The organism is Pseudomonas rustica, assembly GCF_049959085.1.
Lineage (GTDB): Bacteria > Pseudomonadota > Gammaproteobacteria > Pseudomonadales > Pseudomonadaceae > Aquipseudomonas > Aquipseudomonas rustica.
Map to the genome: position 1 here is coordinate 2,210,814 of NZ_CP188200.1, position 21,750 is coordinate 2,232,563.

Here is a 21,750-nt window from a genome sequence, read left to right on the forward strand (position 1 = left end):
TCACATGCGCCATGCTTCGGTGTAAAACGGCTATCAGCTCAGTGGATTCCAGCGTTGCGACCAGTCGTCATCGGTGTGGATCACCTCGCGCAGCAGATCAAAGGCCTGTTGCAGCGTTGCCGAGTCGCGATCTCGCGAATACACCAGATACGTCGGGTAGCTGAATTCCGGGGCTTTGGTCACCGCTTCCAGCGCGCCGCTTTCCAGATACGTGCGCACCACGCGGGTACGGAAATAGCCGCTGCCGCCGTGTTCGAGGATGTATTGCAGAGCCAGCGGGCCGAGGTTGAAGCTCAGCGCAGCTTTGGCTTTTTCCGGCAGGGCGGCGTCGTGCTGACGACGGAAATCCGGGCCCCAGTCGATGTAAACGTAGGGATCGGGACGCTCGGGTGCGCGTACCAGAATCAGTTTCTCTTCCAGCACTTGCTCGACCTGCAGTCCCGGCCAGTATTCCGGCTGATAGACCAGCGCGGCGTCGAGAACGCCGAGTTCAAGCTGCCGCAGCAGGTTTTCACCGTCGCGGATTTCCATGCGCAGGGCGTGCCCGGGGATTTTCTCGCGCAGTTCAGCGGCCCAACTGAGCATCAGCGGATTGCACAGGCTGACTTCGCCACCGATGTGCAACACGTTGTGCAGGCCTTCGGGGAGCGGTAGATCACGACGCGCGGCTTCCCAGGTTTGCACCAGTTGATTGGCATAGACCACGAACGCTTCGCCGTTGGGCGTCAGTTTTGCCCCGGCGCGGTTGCGCACGAACAGCGTACTGCCCAGTTGGCTTTCGAGTTTTTGCACGCGGGCGGTGATCGCTGTTTGTGTGACGAACAGCTTCTGCGCAGCGGCGGCGAGACTGCCGTGGCGGACGATTTCGAGAAAGGTGCGAGCGAGGTCGATGTCCATGGGCGGGCCGGTTTGGGAGGTCGGCGTATTGTAAGGGCAAAAGCCCCTCACCCTAACTCTCTCCCAGGGGGAGAGGGGACTGATCTGATCAGGGTCAGCGTTTCCCGATGATTACTGGCGTGCGTGCGTATTGACCGCCAGTAACGTCCTACGGATGCCGGAGTGTTTTTCGCAAATACCGGGATATTTCCGACAACTGTTTCAGGTTGGTCGTCGGACGCCTGTTCTATAACATCGAACGTGACATTGAAGTCGCTTACGGCTCGGACGTTCGGGCCCCTGACAACGGATGGATTATGCAAAACATACACGTTGAAAACGACGCAGCGCGTTATCACCCTCGCTATTTTTGGCGCGATGTTCGAGCCAGGTGCCCCTCGGAGGCCAATGCGATGTCCACTGCTAAACCGCTTCGGTTTACGGGGCTGAAGCGGGTCGAAGGCAAACCTGTCGACGTACTCTTGCGCGGCAGGGAGTGGGGTGAAGACCCTATGTTTATCATCCGGTACACGCAGCAAGGTTTCGAACTGCAGGACGTCGTCAATCTGATCGCCACCTCTGAGCTTTACCAGGAGGGTGAGCTTGTTCAGATGATCACCGGCAAATCCATCCGAACCGTGCGGCGCTTGCTCAAAGACAGCAAACCCTTCCTGCTCAGCCAGCAACAAAGCATGGTTGCCTTTCAATATGCCCATGTGCTGGAAGTTGCCACCGAGGTCTTCGACGGTCAGGCGGAGGCCGAAGAATGGTTGCGCAAGCCGACCAAATGGCTCAACGGCTACAAGCCTATTGAACTGGTCGAGAATCCTTTCGGTTATCAAGTGGTCGACGCCTACCTGCACCGGACAAAATACGGGGTTTATCAATGAACCCGCTGCCTTGGGATGATCGCTGGTTTGCCTGGCGTGTCGACCCGGAAGCCTACAAATGCACGTGGAGCAGTGGCATTGGCTCCGAGCGTAAGGGGGGACGCTGGAACCGTCCGGGACGGCGTGTTGTATACGCGTCAGTCGATCCGTCCACGGCCATTCTCGAAGTGGCGGCACACGGCAGTTTTAATCGTCTGGATACAAAACCCCATGTCCTTACGTGCTTTGAGATATCCGATCAGGCCCTGGTTCGGGTCGTCCAGCCGGAAGAATTGCCGAATCCCTACTGGATGAGTCCTGCACGGACTTCACCGAATCAGCAAGATTTTGCCGATGCGTTACTCGCCGAACACCCTTTCTTGCTGGTGCCCTCGGCGGCGACCCGGCACTCATGGAATTTGCTGGTGAGCTGCGAGTTGGCCGAAGGGCAGTTCCGCATGATCTCGCAGGAGCGTTTCGGCCTGGATACCCGATTGTTGGAAGAGTTGGCGCTGAACTGACCATTTCTCCAACTCATGAACGCAAAAATCCCGCCACAAAGGGCGGGATTTTTGTGTCGCTGAACGCTGCTATTAAGCAGGGAACAGTTCGGACAGTTTCATCGACAGCATCATGTCGCCTTCAACGCGCAGCTTGCCGCCCATGAAAGCCTGCATGCCGTCGGTTTCGCCGCTGACGATACCTTTCAGGGTTTCGCTGTCCAGCACCAGCGTGCAGTTGGCGTCCGGGTTTTCGCCTTCCTGGATGTCGCAGGTGCCGTCTTTGACGATCAGCGAGTATTGCTTGTCTTCGTCAGTGATGTTGAAACCGAAGACCAGATCCAGACCGGCAGCAGCGGCTGGGTTGAACTTGGCTTGCATTGCTTTTACGGCATCAGCTACGGAGGTCATGGTTCGATCCTTTTTTTGGGTCATAGGAGCTGGGTGGTTACAGCAAGGGTCACAGTCATCCGGACTCAGCGAAAAGTGATGAGTTCCGGGGCCTTCAACAGTTGCAGGTGTGCATGGCTGTTGAAGGAAGCCAGAGCCACCTCGCGGCCGCGGAATTTCAGCTGGCTGAGCGAGGTGTTGACGATTTGCCAATTCAGTTCGAAGGCCTGTCTGGCAGGCATTTGTGTAATGAGGTGGAGCAGGGCAGTGATGGTGCCGCCGGAAGTGAACACGGCGATTTTCTGGTTTTTGTCCGCCAGATCGAGAATGCGATGCAGCCCGCCCTGAACCCGCTCGACAAACCCCAGCCAGCTTTCCAGCCCCGGCGTGTCGTACGTGCCAGCCAGCCAGCGCTCGATGATCAGGGCAAAAATACGCTGGAACTCGCCACGGTTTTGCGCGGCATTACGCAGGATGTCGATCGCCTCCGGCTCGTCTTCCAGCATCGCCGGGAGCAGGGCGCGGATCACCGCGTCGGCATCGAACTCGTTGAACGCGGCATCGGTTTCCAGCGTTGGCACATTGAGGCCTTTAGCGCTGAACTGCTCCAGTGCGCTGGTGGCCGTGTGTTGCTGACGACGCAGGTCTCCGGCAATGCAACGATCAAAGCTGATCCCCAGTTCAGCGAGGTGCTGACCGAGGATTTCTGCCTGGCGTACACCGGTCGGCGACAGGACGTCATAGTCGTCCGCACCAAAGGAGGCCTGGCCATGTCGAATCAGATAGATGCTGCCCACGTCCGCGTCATCCCGGTACGTTGAAGGTTTGGCGAGGTTATGAGGATGATGGAGAGCTGTCAATGAAAAAACATACGCTTGTTTGAAATGCCCGTTACAGGCGTGTTGCCAGAGGTTTCACGGCTGGCCGACGGGCCGGTGCATGGGTATGCTGGCGTCATCCCGCGTGTGTTTCGCATCCGCGCATTGTTTTAAGGAGTCTCTGTGGAGTTTTTCACCGAATACGCCAGTTTCCTGGCCAAGACCGTTACTTTGGTGATCGCCATTCTGGTGGTGCTCGCCAGTTTTGCCGCGTTGCGCAGCAAGGGCCGGCGCAAATCGGCCGGTCAGTTGCAGGTCAGCAAGCTCAATGATTTCTATAAGGGCCTGCGTGAACGCCTGGAGCAGACATTGCTCGACAAGGATCAGCTCAAGGCGCTGCGCAAGGGCCAGGCCAAAGCCGAGAAAACCGAGAAGAAACAAAAGAACAAACCTGACGCCAAAGCGCGGGTGTTTGTGCTGGATTTCGACGGCGATATCAAAGCCTCGGCCACCGAAAGCCTGCGTCATGAAATCACTGCACTGTTGACTCTCGCGACACCGAAAGACGAAGTCGTCCTGCGTCTCGAAAGTGGCGGTGGCATGGTGCACAGCTATGGCCTGGCGTCCTCGCAACTGGCGCGTATCCGCGAAGCCGGCGTGCCGCTGACCGTGTGCATCGATAAGGTGGCCGCGAGTGGGGGTTACATGATGGCGTGCATTGGCGAGAAGATTATTAGCGCGCCGTTTGCGATCCTCGGCTCGATTGGTGTGGTCGCGCAGTTGCCCAACGTCAATCGCCTGCTGAAGAAGCACGACATCGATTTCGAAGTGCTGACCGCCGGCGAATACAAACGCACCCTGACCGTGTTTGGCGAAAACACCGAGAAGGGCCGCGAGAAATTCCAGGAAGACCTCGACATCACTCACCAACTGTTCAAGAACTTCGTGTCACGCTATCGCCCGCAACTGGCGATCGACGAAGTGGCTACTGGTGAAGTCTGGCTGGGTGTTGCGGCGCTGGATAAGCAACTGGTCGATGAACTCAAGACCAGCGATGAGTACTTGGCAGAACGTGCGAAGAAGTCCGAGGTTTATCACCTGCATTACGCCGAGCGTAAAAGCCTGCAAGAGCGCATCGGCATGGCGGCCAGCAGTTCGGTGGATCGCGTGTTGCTGAGCTGGTGGAGTCGTTTGACCCAACAACGCTTCTGGTAATAGCGGCACGTCCGCAAAAATCGCAGCCTGCGGCAGCGCCTACAGATATCCCCATGTAGGAGCTGCCGCAGGCTGCGATCTTTTGATCTTGAACACCCACCACCCCTAGCGAATTTTCCTCGCCCATCGCGGAAACGTCCTGCATTTTTCTCGCCGCGCACCCTATAGGCTGATAACTCCTATAGCGATGCAAAGGATTGCAGAGAATGACGGAGAACGGAGAAAACCGCCGGCTCAGACATGAGCAGTGGGCCTCGGAACTGGAAACAGCGCTGCCACGCAGTGCCACCCGCTTCACCCGTAACTTGATCGAGAATCGCTGGGGCAAGGACATTGCCCCGACGACGTCACAACTGGCGTATCTGCAATATGATTTTCGTGGTTATCCCTCGCTCAATGGCATTCATCAAGGCCGTCTGATCAGAACCGAGAGCCTGCTACAGGCGGCCATGACCAACCAGCAAACGGTCGGCGCCGGGCGCTTTGGCGAAACGGCTTTTGGTCTATACACCCCACCATCGGTAGGGCCAGAAATTGCCATTGCCGAGATCGATGAGGCGTCGTTTCCCGGCGGCGGTCATCGCGACTACGAAGGCATCTACCGCCAAACCATCCCCCAGCGCTATGCATCGGATACACAACTGGCGCTGACACCTCATGATTTCAAACGCTGGGTCTGGACGCTGGAGCTGAAGACCCGCTACGGCGACTACGTCAATCAGACCTGGCCATCCGACACAGACATCAATGCAACCGACGGGTATCCATTAAAAACAGGGGTCAAGTCAGCTTATGTCATGGCTGCGTATTTGCAGCATCAAGAACACAGCCTCTCGGACGAGGGACTAAAATTGGCATTGCGCGGTGCCGGGGCGGACGCGCAGCAAGCCTGGCAAACGCTCACGCTTGAGCAACTGCAAGGGCGATTTGTCGCTTCGAGAGAGATCGAATTCAGTCGATTGCGAATCTACCGCTACGACTCGATTGATATCTGGTGCTTCGGTCAGCCCGGTCTCGATCGCAGGTTGCTGTATATCCCCGGTAACTCATCACCTTTTCACGAATTCGTCGACCTGCAAGCATTACGACGGTGGGTGGTACAGGCCGCAGGCACCAGCGAAACAACTCAAGCTTTGGCGGCGCACTACATCGAAGATGAACGGGCCGATGGCATTCTGCACGCCGGTGTTGTCACCGCTTTGCAGGGGATGGCGATGTTCCCTCGCCAGCATCTTCTGACCACGTCTGCCGGTTTTTTCAACAACGATGGTTACTGGGATCCGGCTGAATATATAAACCTGCAGAAAGTCACGGTCGACACAGACCCTTTCGCGCAGATGGTACTCGCGATGAAACAGGCCGCGCTCGACAGCATCGCCACGATCCATGACGATGCCCAGGTCAATCGCGAGCAATTGAGCGCAGTGATCGAGCCGCTGGTGCAATGGCTCAATCGTTACGGGCCGCTGGCTTTATTGATCCCCGGTGGCGAGGGCTTGCTGGCACTGGCGGGTCTTATCGATGCCGGTTACGGGTTGGCGGAAACGGTTGATGCAACGACCTCAACCGAACGGTCGCAAGGCATCACCCGTACTGTATTCGGTTTGCTGAATGCGCTGCCGCTGTTGACTGCCGGGGCGACTGCGGCCACTGAGCAGGCAAGCATCAAAAGCGTACCGCATGAGCGGGTCATGACACCGGTAGGCTCCGAAGATACCGCCGTGGCGACTGAGTCACCGGTAACCGTGCCCGTTGCCGAGCGCATTGCCCTGATGCGCGGCATCGGGCCAAGCGTCGAGCGATTCAGCCACGACGTTTTGTTGCAGATTCGCCATGTCAGTGGCGTCAGCGACGATGCTCTACGACTGCTTCAGACAGACGGGCGAGCGCCAACACCTATTTTGCAGGACACCATCGACCGTTTTGCGATCGATCAGGATTTGCAACAAGCCGCAGATGCGCTTCCGGAGGGCTCGGTTGAAGCCGGCCAGGTGCAGCACGACAGGGCCGAACTGTTTCGCCAGCGTTATGAAGCCTTGCAGCACTCGGACAATCCGTGGATCCAGCTGTTTCGTCAGCAATACCCAACGCTTCCGAAATGCGCGGTGGAGCAGTTCCTCGACCGTTCCGGGATCGACATCGATGCGCCGCATACCTTGGAGGACATCAAGCGCGTTTTTGCCCGGTTGAGTGACAAGGCGCGCCAGTATGAGCAGCACATCCGAACCTGTCGCGCCTACGAGGGGCTTTATCTTCAGTCGACGAGCAGCGTCGACAACGATGTGCTGGTGCTACACACGCTCGAGCGCTTGTCCGGCTGGCCTTTGCACATGCGAATCGAAGTACTGGAGGGGGGCATCGGCAGCCGGATCGTCGACAGCATCGGACTGCCCTCTGCAACCTTGAAAATACAATTGATCAAGACGCCCAATGTGCCCTTCGAACAGTGCCTGCTCAATGCGTTGACGGCTGAACAGCGCGTGGCAATTGGCTTGCGTATCGAACATCAACTCGCGGATTTTCAGGCGAAGATCCGCGAAGGTGCGCTCACGCACTCCGAATTGATGATTGGACTGCACCGGATGGATTCCGGGGCGAGTTTTCACTTTTCCGGATTGCGAGGTGGTGGCTTTCCCGCAACCGCACAAAACGCCGAGTTTTCCCGTCAAGTGATGCGGCTTGAGGTCAAAGAGCTCTATCCAGCCATTTCCGATGCCCAGGCGGATGAGTTCCTGAGGATTTTTGGAGACGGTGCACAAATTGAAATCGATCGACTGAGACTGCAAATGGAGCAGTTGGGTGCTGATATCAGCGAGTGGATCGAAGACATCCATTGGGATATCCATGATATGGACGTCGAACTGCTGACCGAAGAGGAGGGGCTGTCGCGGGGCATGGGCCTTGTTGAAATTGAAGACGAAAACGACGCTCGCATCGAAAACCGAATGGATCGGGAGCGAGAGAACCGTTACGAGCTCGCTGATGAACTGATCTCCATTTGGCAAGGGCGTAGCGGCCCGGAGAGCCTGGTATTTGAGAGTGGCCAGTTTGTCGGTTTCCATCTGGACATGGCGTTTGACCCGATGTACAGCCTGCCGCAAATCAACATCAAGTTTCGTGACGTGATATCGCTGTCCATGCCTGGCTTCCATCTTGCTCAGCGGGGCAGTCTCAATGGCTTTCTTGAGTGTTTTCCCAACCTGCGCTGGTTGAACATGAAGGACGTCGATCTGCGTTTGTTCAATGCGCTTGGACAGGAAGTCGGTACATTGCCGCCAGCGATTGGCCAGATGAGTCAGCTGGAGGTGCTCAATCTGCGCTCCACCGGTCTGACATTGACGGAAGCCACGGCGGGGCAAGTTGCCGGGTTGAAGCAGCTGCGCTACATCGATATGAGCGATAACCCGCTAGGCATTCCCCCCTTGTTGGTGGACATGCCGCAATTGCGTCAGATCAATTTACGCGCATCCGGCCTCACGGTAAGTCCCATTGGCATCTTCGACATTCCCTACCTGGAACGTCTGGATTTGCGTGACAACCACTTGCTTCGCATTCCGGAAACTGTTCGAAAACAGTCTGTGGTTGAGGGCAATTTATTGCTCTCGGGTAACCCGCTAATCGACCTGGATAGTTTGCGCTGGGTGGTTGAACATCGACAGCAGACCGGTATTAACGTGTGGCTGGCTGCACCGACGCATACCTTGTATCTGCCAGATTCATGGGTCACCGGATTACGCGCCGAGCGAGCTGTCGAACTCAGCGCGAGTTGGTCGCGGATTGCCTCTCAATCTGGAAGTGAGCGCCTCTTCGGTATTTTCGGAACGATGGCGCGTACTGCAGATTACTTCGTTAACTATGCGCCGTTGCAGGGTCGTGTCTGGCACATGATTGAGGAGATGGATTCATCTAGCGAACTGTGTCGGTACCTGTTTCAGGATTTGCAGTTGTCACCGCCAGAAGGCAGTGACCCATTCACTGATTTTTTACGGATTGAAGAGCGAATCTCCGCGTTTATTCCGTCTCCAGTCAGAAGGGCGCCGATCGATGGGGGGGCACAATCATGACGATCAATACGATACCGGGTGTCGCAATGACACCTCACGAGCAAGGCGTTTTCTTCGAATTCTTCAAGAGCGCGGAGTTACCGGCGTGGTTCACGCTAAGCAGTTCTGCACAACGAAAAGCACTGTATGACACGTTGATCGCCAGTTTTGCCTCTAAAGACAAGGCGCGCAACGTATTCGAGAAACTGCAAGACCCCGATCGTTTTGTCACCGTAAAGTTAACGCGGGCATTGTCCGAAAAACTCAAGGAGTCACTGGATATCACGGGTGGCGTTTTTCAGCACGTCAGATCTACATCCAGCCTGCTGGGACTGAGGCGCAAGCTAGTTCTTCCATTAGCCAGGGATCTCGTGCGGGCAGCCTGCGAAAACTTCACATCAGGCGAAACAACCGCCGATAACTATCATGCTGACTCGCTGATTTACTTGCCAGAACACATCCCCGGGCAAGGCAACCGTGTTTTGCCAATAAAACCCCATGAGTTTGCGCTTTTATGTCGAAACCAGGATTTTGGAAAGCAATATCAGGAACATCTGACGCAGATATTTGAGAGTGATCCGCTGGCGCAAAAAGCCTGCGTGACTCATTCGCGACGCAGTCTTGAAGTCGATATGCAGCTTTCTCTGATGAAACAGTACATCTCGGCAGATACCCATCAGCGATTACGGGGCGCTTTGGCGCAAAGTGACGCTGACGGGTTCTCTCAGGAGGCATTCAGTTTTCACTCCCTCAAGTTGCTGGACTGCACGATCTACGGGGTGATGGTTCTTCAGCTGAAAACTGATGACAAACGCTGGATCCTCTACCTCCCGGGTAATCGTGAGCAACCCCTTCAGGAGTTTGCAGATTTTTTTAGGCTGGAGGTTCGACTGAGCGCTCGGTTCTGGCATCCGGAATTCCTTGAGTACTTTTTACGATTCGTTGCACTGGAGGAGCAAGTCGTTTTTCGTACCGAGATAAAAGCGCGTCTGCTTGAGCCATCCAATGCATCTCCCTTGCCCAAAAAAGCGACCGTTTTACGACTCACCACCCTGGACATGAGCGGGGACGGATTGACTGGTCTTTTTCTACACCGCCTTGCATTGGTCAAGAGCAACGCGCGCCGGTTGGTGGTGCCGACAGGCGATGAAGATGAAAAAGAGCGACTGGCTCGGCTTGAAACCTACGAAACGGTAGGCATTGATCTGGCACTGTTTGCGGCGTCATTTATTCCGGGGGTCGGTGAAGTTCTGCTGGCGGTCACCGCATTCCAGTTACTGCAAGGTGTTTACCTCGGTATCGAAAGCTGGGTGCAAGGCGACCAGGAACAGGCGACTGAGTATTTCTTCGACACAATGGAGAACCTGATCCTCGCTACGGTGCTCGCCGGGGGGCAGGCCGGTATCTCCGCCGCGTATAAAACCCTCAAGAGCGACGGGGTAATTGCGCGGCTCCGTCAAATCAAAATGTCCAGCGGAAAAATGCGATTGTGGGATCCGGACATAGCACCCTATCGTCAGACGATCGCCTTACCCTCCTGGCTGAAAACCGATGAAATGGGCCTGCGTCGGCTGGCGGGACAAGCCTATTTGAAACTGGGATCTTATCTGTATGCCGTGCGCCCGCAACTCGATACTGAAATGTGGGAACTCCAGCCTCCCTCGCGACTGCCGAACGAGTACGCACCTCTGCTTGAAACCAATGGTTCCGGCGCTTGGCGTCATGATGCCGAGCTACCGCAGGAATGGGATCGCCTGACGCTGCTGAGGCGTCTTGGTTACAGCGAGGCGCAACTGGATGATGCTTTGATAATGGAGGCAATGACCGCTAGCGGCGTGCATGAAAATGAATTGCGTCAGGCAATCCTCGAGCTCCGGAGCCCGCCCGCAGCATTGAACGATACCGTACAACGGTTCAATGCCGATCTGTATGTGAACAGCTTTATCACGCAGATGAAAACGCTGCAGACGGCTTTGCAGGCAGATCTAGAACTGCAGCTTTATCTGCTGGCATCCCTGCCACGGTGGCCCGCGCATACGGCATTGAACATGACCGATTTTACTGGGCAGACACTCAAAAGCTTTTCATCGGGAGCGGCAGTTACCCGATATATCAAAGTGAGTCGCGACGCTTTCAGTAAAGGTTATTTCTACCGCGATGTGCTGGTGGCTCTTAAAGAGTCGGAGCGCGACCATCTGCTCTCGGCTGTCAGTGCCGCTGAAGGGGGGGAAGAGGCTCTGCGTCAGATAGTGCTTGAGCACGCCATCGACAACAATTTCAATCTGATCCAAATTATTTATGAACGTAACAGGCCTACATTGAGCCAACAGTCTGCATTGCTGGTGGATCTGTTTCCTGACTTGCCTGGTGCTTTTGCCAATGAGTTGGTGTGGTATGCCGATGCTCATGAGCTACTTGAGTTGGAGGCGGGGCATGTGCCGCTTCGCCAGGCCGAGGAGGCTCGGCGCTATTTGCAGGTGGTGCGCGAAAACCGCGCTTTCGAAGGTTTTTACCTCGATGCTGCAAGTACAACAGACACTGGCCGACTGGTGTTGGATGCACTGGAAAATCTTCCCGGGTGGAGCGCTGGCATTCACGTTCAGATACTTGATGGCACGCGAACAGAGGATGTGCTGGCTGAACTCGGGAATGAATCAGCAAGAGAGCATTTTCAGATTCTCGCCCATGGGTATGCCTACGAGGTGCTGGACAAAAAGTTCGAACGCGTCACCTTGCTGCCGGGGCGGACACGTGAGCATTTCTTTCAGGCTCTCTGGCAAGGCTTGTCACCGAACCGCCGCACAGCTTTGGGCGTCGCCGGCGCCGATGGCGCCACAACGTTGCGGGAGAAAATCACCACAATGGCCCTTCAGCGGCGCGAGTTTGCTCATCTGGCGTTGAGCAATTCGCCCATCCGCCATGGTTACAAATCACCAATGCGTCTGGCCGATCGTGTTCAACAAAAACCTTTGCGCCAAGCGTCCGTTGGAAACAGGATCAGTGCCGACACTACCGTACTGCAGCAAAGAGCACAGGAGCTTTATCCGGCGTATTCCCATGAACAGATCAATCAGTTTCTCCAGCGTCTGGGTGACGACGAGCTGATGGTACTTCGACGACTCGAGCAGCTACGGGTGGAATTTTTCAATCTGCGTGAAACGCTACAGAGATGGGTGGTGCGTGATAGCTGGTATCAAGGGCCAGATGCGCCGCGAGTCAAAGTGACTAAACTGGCCAGGTTTCGCACCGCGATTCAGATCATTCGATGCTGGCGTCGAGAAACGCCTCGGATGTTAACGCTGGACGGAGGCCTCTATGAGCTGTCTTTGCCGGCGCTACTGATCGGCGATCTACCGCACCTTACGGCTGATTTCAGCCACGTTGGCGCGCTGATCATGGATCGAGTGGCCACTGGAATGGGTCTCAGCGGGTTTCTCGCAGGATTCAGCAACGTACGCGTCCTGTCCCTAATTGGCACCGAACTGACGCGTCTTCCAGCCGCCATCAGCGAGATGAAAAGCCTTGAAACACTGGATCTGAGTGAAAACCGCATTCATCTGACAGAGCTGTCGGTGGGGCAGTTGGCAGGAATGAGCTCATTAAAGCGCCTGGAACTCAGTTTCAATCCCGACCTGGGTCGTTGTCCCGATGTCTCCCGTCTGCCTTTACTCGAACACCTTGGTCTGCGTAATACGGGAATCAACGAATGGCCAAACGGCACGGCGGGACTGCCGAATTTGCGGACACTGGATCTGCGCGACAATCAGATTGAATACGTCCCGCAAAACGTACTGGTCAACGCCGACCTTCTGAATCGCGGTACTGATATACGCGGAAACCCTCTTTCCGAAGACTCTCTGAATCGTCTTTCGAAATACCAGCAACTCAACGAAATCAGTCTCGGGCTCCTCCAGGCAGGGCAATCGGATCTGGTTGCGCGGGTATTGCTCGATGTTTCCATGAGCTCGATCTGGCTGACAGGTGTAACCGAAGAGTTGCTAGTGAGCCGGCGTAGCCTGTGGCGCGCATTGTTCCTGCAACCAAATTCCAGATGTTTCTTCGCCTTGCTGATCCGCCTGCAATACACCGTTGATTATCGCGTGGCATTTAACAATCTGCGTGAGCGAGTCTGGGGCGTTATTGAATCAGCCTCCCAAGACACAGCATTGCGCAGATCGCTGTTTCGTATAGCCGAAAAGGATGCCCGCAGCATTGATGATTGCTCATTGCTGTTCAGTGACCTGGCCGTTACCGTTCTGTGTTACCGAGCCTTGGGCGCTGCACAAGTGGGTAATGTCCTGCTGGAACGTCAGTTTGTGCGCTTGTTGCGCAGCCTGTTTCGTTTGCGATTGGTCGAGAAGCTGGCCTATAAGCACGTCATTGCCCTTCAGAAAATACAATCGGTGACGAACGAAGAAGCCGGGCAAATCAGTTTTGTGCTTCGAATGAGGCTGGCTCAACGCCTTGATCTTCTTGGCCAACCCACTGCTATCAACGAGCGCCTGGACGTGGACGTTTCCACGCAAACGGCTGATGAAGTTTATCGGCAGGTCATTCAAGCGGAGCAGGGGACGGAGTTGTTGGACTCGCTCAAGACCCATCCCGTCTGGGGTGAATACCTGGAGAGGGCCTACAGCGAATTGTTCGACGAAATAGAAATAGGTTCCAGGCTCGCATTGCTAGAACTTGACCGTTTAACGCATTTGAGCCGAGAGCAGCTTTCATTTCGGATGGCCGCCATAGCCGAGAATAACGGCAATCTACGTAAGGCGCTGTTCAATCGATTGACTCAAGCTGCGCTGGATCGTTTTACAGCTCATTTGGCACCTGTTGAAGTACCAACGTTCGGGCCTGCTGATTAGCCCATATCAAACAACAGGCAATAAAAAATCTGAAACCGGATCAGCTCCGGTTTCAGATTCGGGTGTTACGGCTAACGCGGGTTAGCGGCGACGGAACAGCGGCAGCGGTTCGTCGGTGGCGGCCTGATAGGTCACCGAGAAATCCTTGAGACCTTCAAGGGCTTCGTAAGGGTCTTTGTCCGGGCGCACAGCGAAGGCGTCGAAACCGCAGCGGTGCATGTAGAACAGTTGGTCGCGCAGTACGTCGCCAATCGCGCGCAGTTCGCCTTTGAAACCGTAACGGTCACGCAGCAAACGGGCGTTGGAGTAGTTGCGGCCGTCAGTGAACGCCGGGAAGTTCAGGGCAATCACCTGAAACTCGGCAACGTCTTCACCGATTTCTTCGGCTTCTTCGTCAGCGTCCAGCCAGACACCCAGGCCGCCGTCGCGGGCCTTGAGCATGCGGCTGTGTTCACGCCACAGTTGCAACGGCACGATCAAGTCGTCGCAATTGCTGATCTCGTCGATGTTGAAATCTTTTGGCAGCAAGTGCCAAGTTTCGTCGACGACTTCGTTGTTCTTAATGATTCGCTGCATAGACGCGTTCCTTGAAGAGGTCGATGCCAATACGCTGATAAGTGTCAATGAAGCGCTCGTCTTCGGTACGTTGTTCAACGTACACGTCGATCAGCTTCGAGATCACGTCAGGCATGACTTCCTGAGCGAAGGATGGGCCGAGGATCTTGCCCAGGCTCGCATCACGGCTGGCGCTGCCGCCGAGGGAGACCTGATAGAACTCTTCGCCTTTCTTGTCCACGCCGAGGATGCCGATGTGGCCGACGTGGTGGTGACCACAGGCGTTCATGCAACCGGAGATGTTCAGATCCAGCTCACCGATGTCGAACAGATAATCCAGGTCGTCGAAACAGCGCTGGATCGATTCGGCAATCGGGATCGACTTGGCGTTGGCCAGCGAGCAGAAATCACCGCCAGGGCAGCAGATGATGTCGGTCAGCAAACCAATGTTTGGCGTGGCGAAACCGCCTTCGCGCAACTCGCCCCACAGGGTGAACAACTGGCTCTGCTCAACGTCGGCGAGAATGATGTTCTGTTCGTGCGATGTGCGCAGTTGACCGAAGCTGTAGCGGTCGGCCAGATCGGCGACGGCGTCGAGCTGCTTGTCGGTGATGTCGCCCGGGGCAACGCCGGTCGGTTTCAGCGACAGGGTCACGGCGACATAACCCGGCTTCTTGTGCGCCAAGGTGTTGCGGGTGCGCCAGCGGGCGAAACCCGGATGCTCTTTGTCGAGGTCGGCCAACTGAGCGGTCTGGTTTTCCAGGGCCTTGTAGTCCGGATCGACGAAGTGCTTGGCCACACGCTGCAGCTCGGCTTCGGTCAGCGTGGTCTGGCCACCGCGCAGGTGTTCCATTTCCGCGTCGACTTTCTGCGCGAACACTTCAGGCGTGAGCGCTTTGACGAGGATCTTGATCCGCGCCTTGTACTTGTTGTCGCGACGGCCGTAGCGGTTGTACACACGCAGAATGGCGTCGAGGTAGCTCAACAGATCCTGCCATGGCAGGAACTCGTTGATGAACGCGCCAACCACCGGCGTACGACCGAGGCCACCGCCGACCAGCACACGGAAGCCCAGTTCGCCAGCGGCGTTGTGCACCGGCTCAAGGCCGATGTCGTGGACTTCAATGGCGGCGCGGTCAGCGGTCGAACCGTTGACGGCGATTTTGAATTTGCGCGGCAGGTAGGCGAATTCCGGGTGGAACGTCGTCCACTGACGGACGATCTCGCACCATGGGCGCGGATCGATCACTTCGTCGGCGGCGACACCGGCGAACTGGTCGGTGGTGACGTTGCGCAGGCAGTTACCGCTGGTCTGGATCGCGTGCATCTGCACGGTGGCCAGTTCAGCCAGAATGTCCGGAATGTCTTCCACCGCCGGCCAGTTGAACTGCACGTTCTGCCGCGTACTGATGTGGGCGTAGCCCTTGTCGTAGTCGCGGGCAATCTTGGCCATCATGCGCATCTGACGCGAAGTCAGCTGGCCGTAAGGCACCGCCACACGCAACATCGGCGCAAAACGCTGGATGTAGAGGCCATTTTGCAGGCGCAGGGGGCGGAATTCTTCTTCGCTCAGCTCACCTGCCAGATAGCGTCGGGTCTGATCACGGAACTGCTTGACGCGGTCCTCGATGATCCGCTGATCGTACTCGTCGTATACGTACATATAAGTCCTGTTCTCAGGCTTGGGCCATTCGGAGTAGCACTGCGTTTTCGCTTGCCGGAGTCCGATTGTGCCTCTGCAATTCTGCGCGCACGGCCGCGCTCTCCCTAACGGAGCCGGGGCAATATACCTGTTTGGGGTTATGCGCAAAAGTGATGTTTGAGTATATGTAAAGAACCAAAACGCCTAACGAGAATCACTGTCAACTAATCCACATTTGTAGTGCGGACAATCATCGTCTTAACTGTGGTCGAGTCTTTCTGCAATCACCGATAAAACCGACAAGAGGCGATGCAATGAGCAATCCGACCAAGGCAAGAAAAAGCGACAGTAGCGTCGATGCGTGGGCCATTTTGTTCCTGATCATTCTCGTAGTAGGGACGGCGGTATTCTGGGTCAGCCATCAGTAAACGACTCATCCGGGCCCCGCATGCGACGATTGTCGGACAAAAACGGGATCAGGCACCAATAGCCGATGATTCGAGGGCTATAATGCGCGGCCATTTTTTCTTGGGCCCGGATGACTCATGTTGAAGTTTTTGCACCTCGGCTTGCTGCTGTTCAGCGCGCTATTGTCAACCGCTGCACGAGCGGAGTCTGTGCTGTTCCTCAATCCGGGCTCGACGCAGGAAGCCTTTTGGGTCAGCTATTCACAATTCATGCAGGCCGCCGCCCGCGACCTCGGCATTGATCTGCACATCCTCTATTCGCAACGTCAGCCAGAGCTGACCCTCGCTCAGGCGCGCATCGCGCTGCAAGGGCCGAATCGTCCCGACTACCTGATTTTCGTCAACGAACAGTACATCGCGCCGCAAATTCTGCGCCTGGCTCACAACAGTGGCGTGAAGCTGTTCATGGTCAATAACGCGTTGACGGCGGATCAACAGGCATTGGTCGGCGAGCGCGGCGATCAGATCGGCAGTCTGGTGCCGAACGACGAGGAGGGCGGCTACTTGATGATGAAGGAGCTGATCCGCGTGCATCCGCCGGTGGCAGCAGGTGAGCAGATTGAAATGCTGGCGTTCTCCGGACTGAAAATCACCCCGTCAGCACAATTGCGTGAGCACGGCATGCAGCGCGCGTTGGCCGAGCATCCGCATGTGCGTTTGCGTCAACTGGTTTACAGCGGCTGGACTCAAGAGCGCGCCTATGAACAGGCGAAACAACTGTTTGGTCGTTATCCAAAGGTTTCGCTGGTGTGGTCAGCCAACGATGAAATGGCCTTCGGGGCGATGCGTGCCTACGCCGAAACCGGCAAAGTCCCGGGCAAAGATGCGTTGTTCAGTGCGGTCAACACTTCACCGGCGGCATTGCAGGCGTTCGTCGACGGTCGATTGAGCGCGTTGGTCGGCGGCCATTTCACGCTGGGCGGCTGGGCGCTGGTCGAGTTACACGACTACGAGAAGGGCGTGGATCTGAACCGCTACGGCGGCAGCGATCGGCAAATCCCCTTGCTGCAACTGATCGACAAGCCCCAGGCTCGGCAAATGCTGGCCATGGGCGACTCTCCGGACTACGGAGTGCATTTCCGCAAGCTGTCCGCCAAGGGGCAACCGGATTCCTATCGTTACCCGTTCAACCTGCAAACCCTGATGCGCTGACCCCGCGTCAAACCCCGGCGAAATGCAGCACCAGTTTGACGATGGCAAACAACGTCAGCGCGAATACGGCCGTGAACAAAATCCCCAGCACCACGAAATGGCTGGGCTTGCCATGGGTGAAATCCCTTGCCCGATTCTTGCCGCTCTGCACCCCGAACGCGGCGGCCATGACGCTGTGCAGCATCTGCCAAAAGGTCGGCGGTTTGTTGTCGACTGGATCGTCCATAAATCCCTCGTCTGCCGTGTGTGTCAGACAAGCATAGCCAACCCTTTGGAGAACACCGCAAAACGAACTGTGGGAGCGAGCCTGCTCGCGAAGAGGCCATCGGCTTCAACATAAGTGTTGGCTGATAGACCGCATTCGCGAGCAAGCTCGCTCCCACAGGGGATGTTGCGTCCGAGCTGGATTAGTTGTCGTAACCCAGATTCGGCGCCAACCAACCCTTTGGAGAACACTGCAAAACGAACTGTGGGAGCGAGCCTGCTCGCGAAGAGGCCATCGGCTTCAACATAAGTGTTGGCTGATAGACCGCATTCGCGAGCAGGCTCGCTCCCACAGGGGATGTGCGTCAGGGCTGGATCAGTTGTCGTAGCCGAGGTTCGGCGCCAGCCAACGCTCGGTCACGCTCAGTTCCTGACCTTTGCGCGAGGTGTAGCTGGCGATCTGATCCTTGTCGACCTTGCCCACCGCGAAGTACTGCGCCTGCGGATGGGCGAAGTACCAGCCGCTGACCGCTGCCGCCGGGAACATTGCGTAGTGTTCGGTGAGGAACACACCGCTGCGGCCGGCACGCATTTCTTCGGCTTCCGGGTCGAGCAGGGCAAACAGCGCGGCTTTCTCGGTGTGATCCGGGCAGGCCGGGTAGCCCGGGGCAGGGCGGATGCCGCTGTATTGCTCCTTGATCAGCGCTTCGTTGTCGAGGGTTTCGTCCTTGGCATAACCCCAGTGCTCTTTACGCACTTGCTGGTGCAGCCATTCGGCGCAGGCTTCGGCCAAACGGTCGGCAAGGGCTTTGACCATGATCGAGTTGTAGTCGTCGCCAGCGTCCTGATAGGCCTTGGCCACTTCTTCGGCGCCGATGCCGGCGGTGGTGATGAAACCACCGACGTAGTCGGTCACTTCGCTGTCTTTCGGTGCAACGAAGTCGGCCAATGAGAAGTTTGGTTTACCGTCGGTCTTGATGATCTGCTGACGCAAGTGATGCAGCTTGGCCAATGGCTTACCGTCATCACCGTACAGTTCGATGTCGTCGTCATGCACCTGATTGGCCGGCCAGAAACCGAACACCGCACGGGCGCTGATCAACTTCTCGTCGATCAGTTTGGCGAGCATTTCCTGCGCGTCTTTGTACAGCGAAGTCGCGGCTTCACCGACCACCTCGTCTTCGAGAATGCGCGGGAATTTGCCGGCCAGATCCCAGGAGATAAAGAACGGCGTCCAGTCGATGTATTCGGCGAGGACTTTCAGATCGATGTTGTCCAGAACCTTGCTGCCGGTGAAGGTTGGTTTAACGGGCTGATAAGTCGCCCAGTCAAACTGCGGCTTCTTGGCGACGGCCGCTGCGTAGCTCAAACGCTCGGTGCGGGCGCTGCGGTTGGCGGTGCGCTCACGTACATCGACGTATTCCAGACGGGTCTTCTCGACGAAACCGGCCTTCAGTTCTTTCGACAGCAACTGCGTCGCCACGCCCACCGCGCGGGAAGCGTCGGTCACGTAAACCACGGCATCGTTGCTGTACTTCGGTTCGATCTTCACTGCGGTGTGCGCTTTGGACGTGGTCGCGCCACCGATCATCAGCGGCAGATGGAAATCCTGACGCTGCATCTCACGCGCAACGTGCACCATTTCATCCAGCGACGGCGTGATCAGACCGGAGAGGCCGATGATGTCGCACTTCTGTTCCTTGGCCACCTGCAGAATCTTCTCGGCCGGTACCATCACGCCGAGGTCGACGATGTCATAGCCGTTGCAACCGAGCACCACACCGACGATGTTCTTGCCGATGTCGTGCACGTCGCCCTTCACGGTGGCCATGAGGATCTTGCCCTTGGCTTCCGGTTTGTCGCCTTTTTCCAGTTCGATGAACGGGATCAAGTGAGCCACGGCCTGCTTCATCACGCGGGCGGATTTCACCACTTGCGGGAGGAACATTTTGCCGGCGCCGAACAGGTCGCCGACGATGTTCATGCCGGACATCAGCGGTCCTTCGATCACTTCGATCGGGCGGGCGAACGACTGGCGCGATTCTTCGGTGTCTTCAACGATGTGCGTGGTGATGCCTTTGACCAGCGCATGCTCCAGACGCTTGTTGACCTCCCAGCTACGCCACTCTTCGGTCTCGGCTTCCTTGACGCTGCCGTCGCCCTTGTACTTGTCGGCGATGGCGAGGAGGGCGTCGGTGCCGTTTGGCGTGCGGTTGAGCACCACGTCTTCAACGGCATCGCGCAGCTCTTGCGGGATCTGATCGTAGATCTCCAGTTGACCGGCGTTGACGATGCCCATGGTCAGGCCCGCGCGGATTGCGTACAGCAGGAACACCGAGTGAATCGCCTCGCGCACCGGGTTGTTGCCACGGAACGAGAACGACACGTTGGACACACCGCCCGAGGTCAGCGCGTACGGCAGCTCGTCACGGATGTAGGCACAGGCGTTGATGAAGTCGACAGCGTAGTTGTTGTGCTCTTCGATGCCGGTGGCGACGGCGAAGATGTTCGGGTCGAAGATGATGTCTTCCGGCGGGAAGCCGACTTCGTTGACCAGAATGTCGTAGGAGCGTTTGCAGATTTCTTTCTTGCGCGCTTCGGTGTCGGCCTGGCCGGCTTCGTCGAACGCCATCACCACCACGGCGGCGCCGTAGCGCTTGCACAGCTTGGCGTGGTGGATGAACTGCTCGACGCCTTCTTTCATGCTGATCGAGTTGACGATGCCCTTGCCCTGAATGCACTTGAGGCCGGCTTCGATCACTTCCCATTTTGAGGAGTCGATCATGATCGGTACGCGCGAGATGTCCGGTTCACCGGCGATCAGATTGAGGAAGGTCACCATGGCCTTCTTCGAATCGAGCATCCCTTCGTCCATGTTGATGTCGATCACCTGCGCGCCGGCCTCGACCTGCTGCAGGGCGACTTCCAGCGCTTCGGTGTAGTTGTCTTCACGGATCAGTCGGGCGAATTTCGCCGAACCGGTGATGTTGGTGCGCTCGCCGACGTTAACGAACAGCGAGCTGCGATCGATGGTGAACGGCTCCAGACCCGAGAGGCGGCATGCCTTAGGGATGTCCGGAATCTGACGCGGCGCGTAACCGGCCACAGCTTTAGCGATGGCTTCGATGTGCCCCGGCGTGGTGCCGCAGCAACCGCCGACGATGTTGAGGAAACCGCTCTGGGCGAATTCTTCGATGACCTTGGCGGTTTCCGACGGCAGTTCGTCGTACTCGCCGAATTCGTTCGGCAGGCCGGCGTTCGGGTGCGCGGAAACGTGGGTGCTGGCCTTGTTCGACAGCTCTTCCAGGTACGGACGCAATTCGCTGGCGCCGAGTGCGCAGTTGAGGCCGACGGAAATTGGCTTGGCGTGCGCCACCGAGTTCCAGAACGCTTCAGTGGTCTGGCCCGACAGGGTACGGCCGGAGGCGTCGGTGATGGTGCCGGAAATCATGATCGGCAGTTCGATGTGCAGCTCTTCGAACACGCCTTGCACAGCGAAGATCGCCGCTTTGGCGTTGAGGGTGTCGAAAATGGTTTCGATCAGGATCAGGTCGGCGCCGCCCTCGATCAGGCCTTTGGTGGCTTCGGTGTAGTTTTCCACCAGCTCATCGAAGGTGACGTTGCGATAGCCCGGGTTGTTGACGTCTGGCGACAGCGAGCAGGTGCGGCTGGTCGGGCCGAGTACGCCGGCAACAAAACGCGGCTTTTCCGGGTTTTCGGCAGTCTTGGCGTCAGCGATCTTGCGCGCCAGTCGTGCGCCTTCTACGTTTAACTCGTAGGCCAACTCTTCCATGCCGTAGTCGGCCATGGAAATGCGGGTGGCGTTGAAGGTGTTGGTTTCGAGAATGTCGGCGCCGGCATCCAGATAGGCTTTTTCGATGCCACCGATCACGTCAGGGCGGGTCAGCACCAACAGGTCGTTGTTGCCTTTGACGTCGCTCGGCCAGTCGGCGAAGCGTTTGCCGCGATAGTCCTGCTCTTCGAGCTTATAGCTCTGGATCATCGTGCCCATGCCGCCGTCGAGTATCAGGATGCGCTCTTTGAGAGCTTGCTTGAGAGCTTGAAGGCGGACGCTGCGATCGGACATTTGGACTACTCGGAAAGACCATTACGAAGGAGCGGGATCATAACAAACCTGTGCGGTTTTAGAGCATGTG

At 56.9% G+C, this 21,750-nt stretch carries 13 protein-coding genes; 6 read left to right on the plus strand and 7 right to left on the minus strand.

What is annotated here, in order from left to right; translation table 11 throughout:
• Window positions 1-33: 33 nt before the first annotated feature.
• Window positions 34-897: a LysR family transcriptional regulator gene (locus ACP3TY_RS10350; RefSeq protein ID WP_053120866.1), complete on the minus strand. Its 864-nt coding sequence runs from the start codon at window positions 895-897 to the stop codon at window positions 34-36.
• A gap of 392 nt (window positions 898-1,289) precedes the next feature.
• Here ACP3TY_RS10350 and ACP3TY_RS10355 point away from each other — a divergent pair, with 392 nt between their 5' ends.
• Together ACP3TY_RS10355 and ACP3TY_RS10360 are read left to right on the plus strand one after the other, a co-directional pair.
• Complete coding sequence (locus ACP3TY_RS10355; RefSeq protein WP_053120865.1) at window positions 1,290-1,766, plus strand: antitoxin Xre/MbcA/ParS toxin-binding domain-containing protein; 477 nt, start codon at window positions 1,290-1,292, stop codon at window positions 1,764-1,766.
• Window positions 1,763-2,266, plus strand: a complete 504-nt coding sequence (locus ACP3TY_RS10360) for an RES family NAD+ phosphorylase (RefSeq protein ID WP_053120862.1) — start codon at window positions 1,763-1,765, stop codon at window positions 2,264-2,266. Before ACP3TY_RS10355 ends, ACP3TY_RS10360 begins: the two co-directional genes overlap by 4 nt.
• Window positions 2,267-2,338: 72 nt before the next feature.
• Here ACP3TY_RS10360 and ACP3TY_RS10365 read toward each other — a convergent pair whose 3' ends face one another.
• Window positions 2,339-2,656, minus strand: coding sequence for an SCP2 sterol-binding domain-containing protein (locus tag ACP3TY_RS10365; protein WP_053120860.1), 318 nt, complete (start codon window positions 2,654-2,656; stop codon window positions 2,339-2,341).
• A gap of 65 nt (window positions 2,657-2,721) precedes the next feature.
• A complete protein-coding gene (locus ACP3TY_RS10370) occupies window positions 2,722-3,432 on the minus strand; it encodes a histidine phosphatase family protein (RefSeq protein WP_212551522.1) in 711 nt (236 codons plus the stop codon).
• A 204-nt stretch (window positions 3,433-3,636) separates the two neighbouring features.
• Here ACP3TY_RS10370 and sohB point away from each other — a divergent pair, with 204 nt between their 5' ends.
• The 3 genes from sohB to ACP3TY_RS10385 all read left to right on the plus strand — a co-directional run bounded on the left by sohB (window position 3,637) and on the right by ACP3TY_RS10385 (window position 13,573).
• Window positions 3,637-4,668 (plus strand): protease SohB, encoded by a 1,032-nt coding sequence (gene sohB / locus ACP3TY_RS10375; protein ID WP_426619893.1) that lies wholly within the window; start codon window positions 3,637-3,639, stop codon window positions 4,666-4,668.
• 206 nt (window positions 4,669-4,874) lie between these two features.
• A complete protein-coding gene (locus ACP3TY_RS10380) occupies window positions 4,875-8,732 on the plus strand; it encodes a dermonecrotic toxin domain-containing protein (RefSeq protein ID WP_426619894.1) in 3,858 nt (1,285 codons plus the stop codon).
• Window positions 8,729-13,573 carry an NEL-type E3 ubiquitin ligase domain-containing protein gene (locus ACP3TY_RS10385; protein ID WP_426619895.1) on the plus strand — a complete coding sequence of 1,615 codons (4,845 nt, stop codon included), beginning with the start codon at window positions 8,729-8,731 and terminating at the stop codon, window positions 13,571-13,573. The genes ACP3TY_RS10380 and ACP3TY_RS10385 overlap by 4 nt, the downstream gene beginning before the upstream one ends.
• Before the next feature lie 81 nt (window positions 13,574-13,654).
• Here the strand turns inward: ACP3TY_RS10385 and ACP3TY_RS10390 are convergent, their stop codons facing one another.
• Together ACP3TY_RS10390 and ACP3TY_RS10395 are read right to left on the minus strand one after the other, a co-directional pair.
• Window positions 13,655-14,149 carry a DUF934 domain-containing protein gene (locus ACP3TY_RS10390; protein WP_008080464.1) on the minus strand — a complete coding sequence of 165 codons (495 nt, stop codon included), beginning with the start codon at window positions 14,147-14,149 and terminating at the stop codon, window positions 13,655-13,657.
• Window positions 14,133-15,791, minus strand: coding sequence for a nitrite/sulfite reductase (locus ACP3TY_RS10395; RefSeq protein ID WP_426619896.1), 1,659 nt, complete (start codon window positions 15,789-15,791; stop codon window positions 14,133-14,135). Before ACP3TY_RS10395 ends, ACP3TY_RS10390 begins: the two co-directional genes overlap by 17 nt.
• 524 nt (window positions 15,792-16,315) lie before the next feature.
• On the opposite strand from ACP3TY_RS10395, the gene ACP3TY_RS10400 reads away from it, so the two are divergent.
• The gene (locus ACP3TY_RS10400) at window positions 16,316-17,389 is read left to right on the plus strand and encodes an ABC transporter substrate-binding protein (RefSeq protein WP_426619897.1); all 1,074 of its coding nucleotides are present in this window, start codon (window positions 16,316-16,318) and stop codon (window positions 17,387-17,389) included.
• A 7-nt stretch (window positions 17,390-17,396) separates the two neighbouring features.
• Here ACP3TY_RS10400 and ACP3TY_RS10405 read toward each other — a convergent pair whose 3' ends face one another.
• Window positions 17,397-17,615, minus strand: a complete 219-nt coding sequence (locus ACP3TY_RS10405) for a DUF2970 domain-containing protein (RefSeq protein WP_008080467.1) — start codon at window positions 17,613-17,615, stop codon at window positions 17,397-17,399.
• A gap of 354 nt (window positions 17,616-17,969) precedes the next feature.
• The gene (gene metH, locus ACP3TY_RS10410; protein WP_159814773.1) at window positions 17,970-21,680 is read right to left on the minus strand and encodes a methionine synthase; all 3,711 of its coding nucleotides are present in this window, start codon (window positions 21,678-21,680) and stop codon (window positions 17,970-17,972) included.
• Between the last annotated feature and the right edge of the window lie 70 nt (window positions 21,681-21,750).

Coding starts and splice junctions, on each gene's coding strand:
- ACP3TY_RS10355 (WP_053120865.1), top strand. CDS start 1,290: ATGTCCACTGCTAAACCGCTTCGGTTTACGGGGCTGAAGCGGGTCGAA.
- ACP3TY_RS10405 (WP_008080467.1), bottom strand. CDS start 17,615: ATGGACGATCCAGTCGACAACAAACCGCCGACCTTTTGGCAGATGCTG.
- ACP3TY_RS10380 (WP_426619894.1), top strand. CDS start 4,875: ATGACGGAGAACGGAGAAAACCGCCGGCTCAGACATGAGCAGTGGGCC.
- ACP3TY_RS10385 (WP_426619895.1), top strand. CDS start 8,729: ATGACGATCAATACGATACCGGGTGTCGCAATGACACCTCACGAGCAA.
- metH (WP_159814773.1), bottom strand. CDS start 21,680: ATGTCCGATCGCAGCGTCCGCCTTCAAGCTCTCAAGCAAGCTCTCAAA.
- ACP3TY_RS10350 (WP_053120866.1), bottom strand. CDS start 897: ATGGACATCGACCTCGCTCGCACCTTTCTCGAAATCGTCCGCCACGGC.
- ACP3TY_RS10400 (WP_426619897.1), top strand. CDS start 16,316: ATGTTGAAGTTTTTGCACCTCGGCTTGCTGCTGTTCAGCGCGCTATTG.
- ACP3TY_RS10365 (WP_053120860.1), bottom strand. CDS start 2,656: ATGACCTCCGTAGCTGATGCCGTAAAAGCAATGCAAGCCAAGTTCAAC.
- ACP3TY_RS10395 (WP_426619896.1), bottom strand. CDS start 15,791: ATGTACGTATACGACGAGTACGATCAGCGGATCATCGAGGACCGCGTC.
- ACP3TY_RS10360 (WP_053120862.1), top strand. CDS start 1,763: ATGAACCCGCTGCCTTGGGATGATCGCTGGTTTGCCTGGCGTGTCGAC.
- ACP3TY_RS10390 (WP_008080464.1), bottom strand. CDS start 14,149: ATGCAGCGAATCATTAAGAACAACGAAGTCGTCGACGAAACTTGGCAC.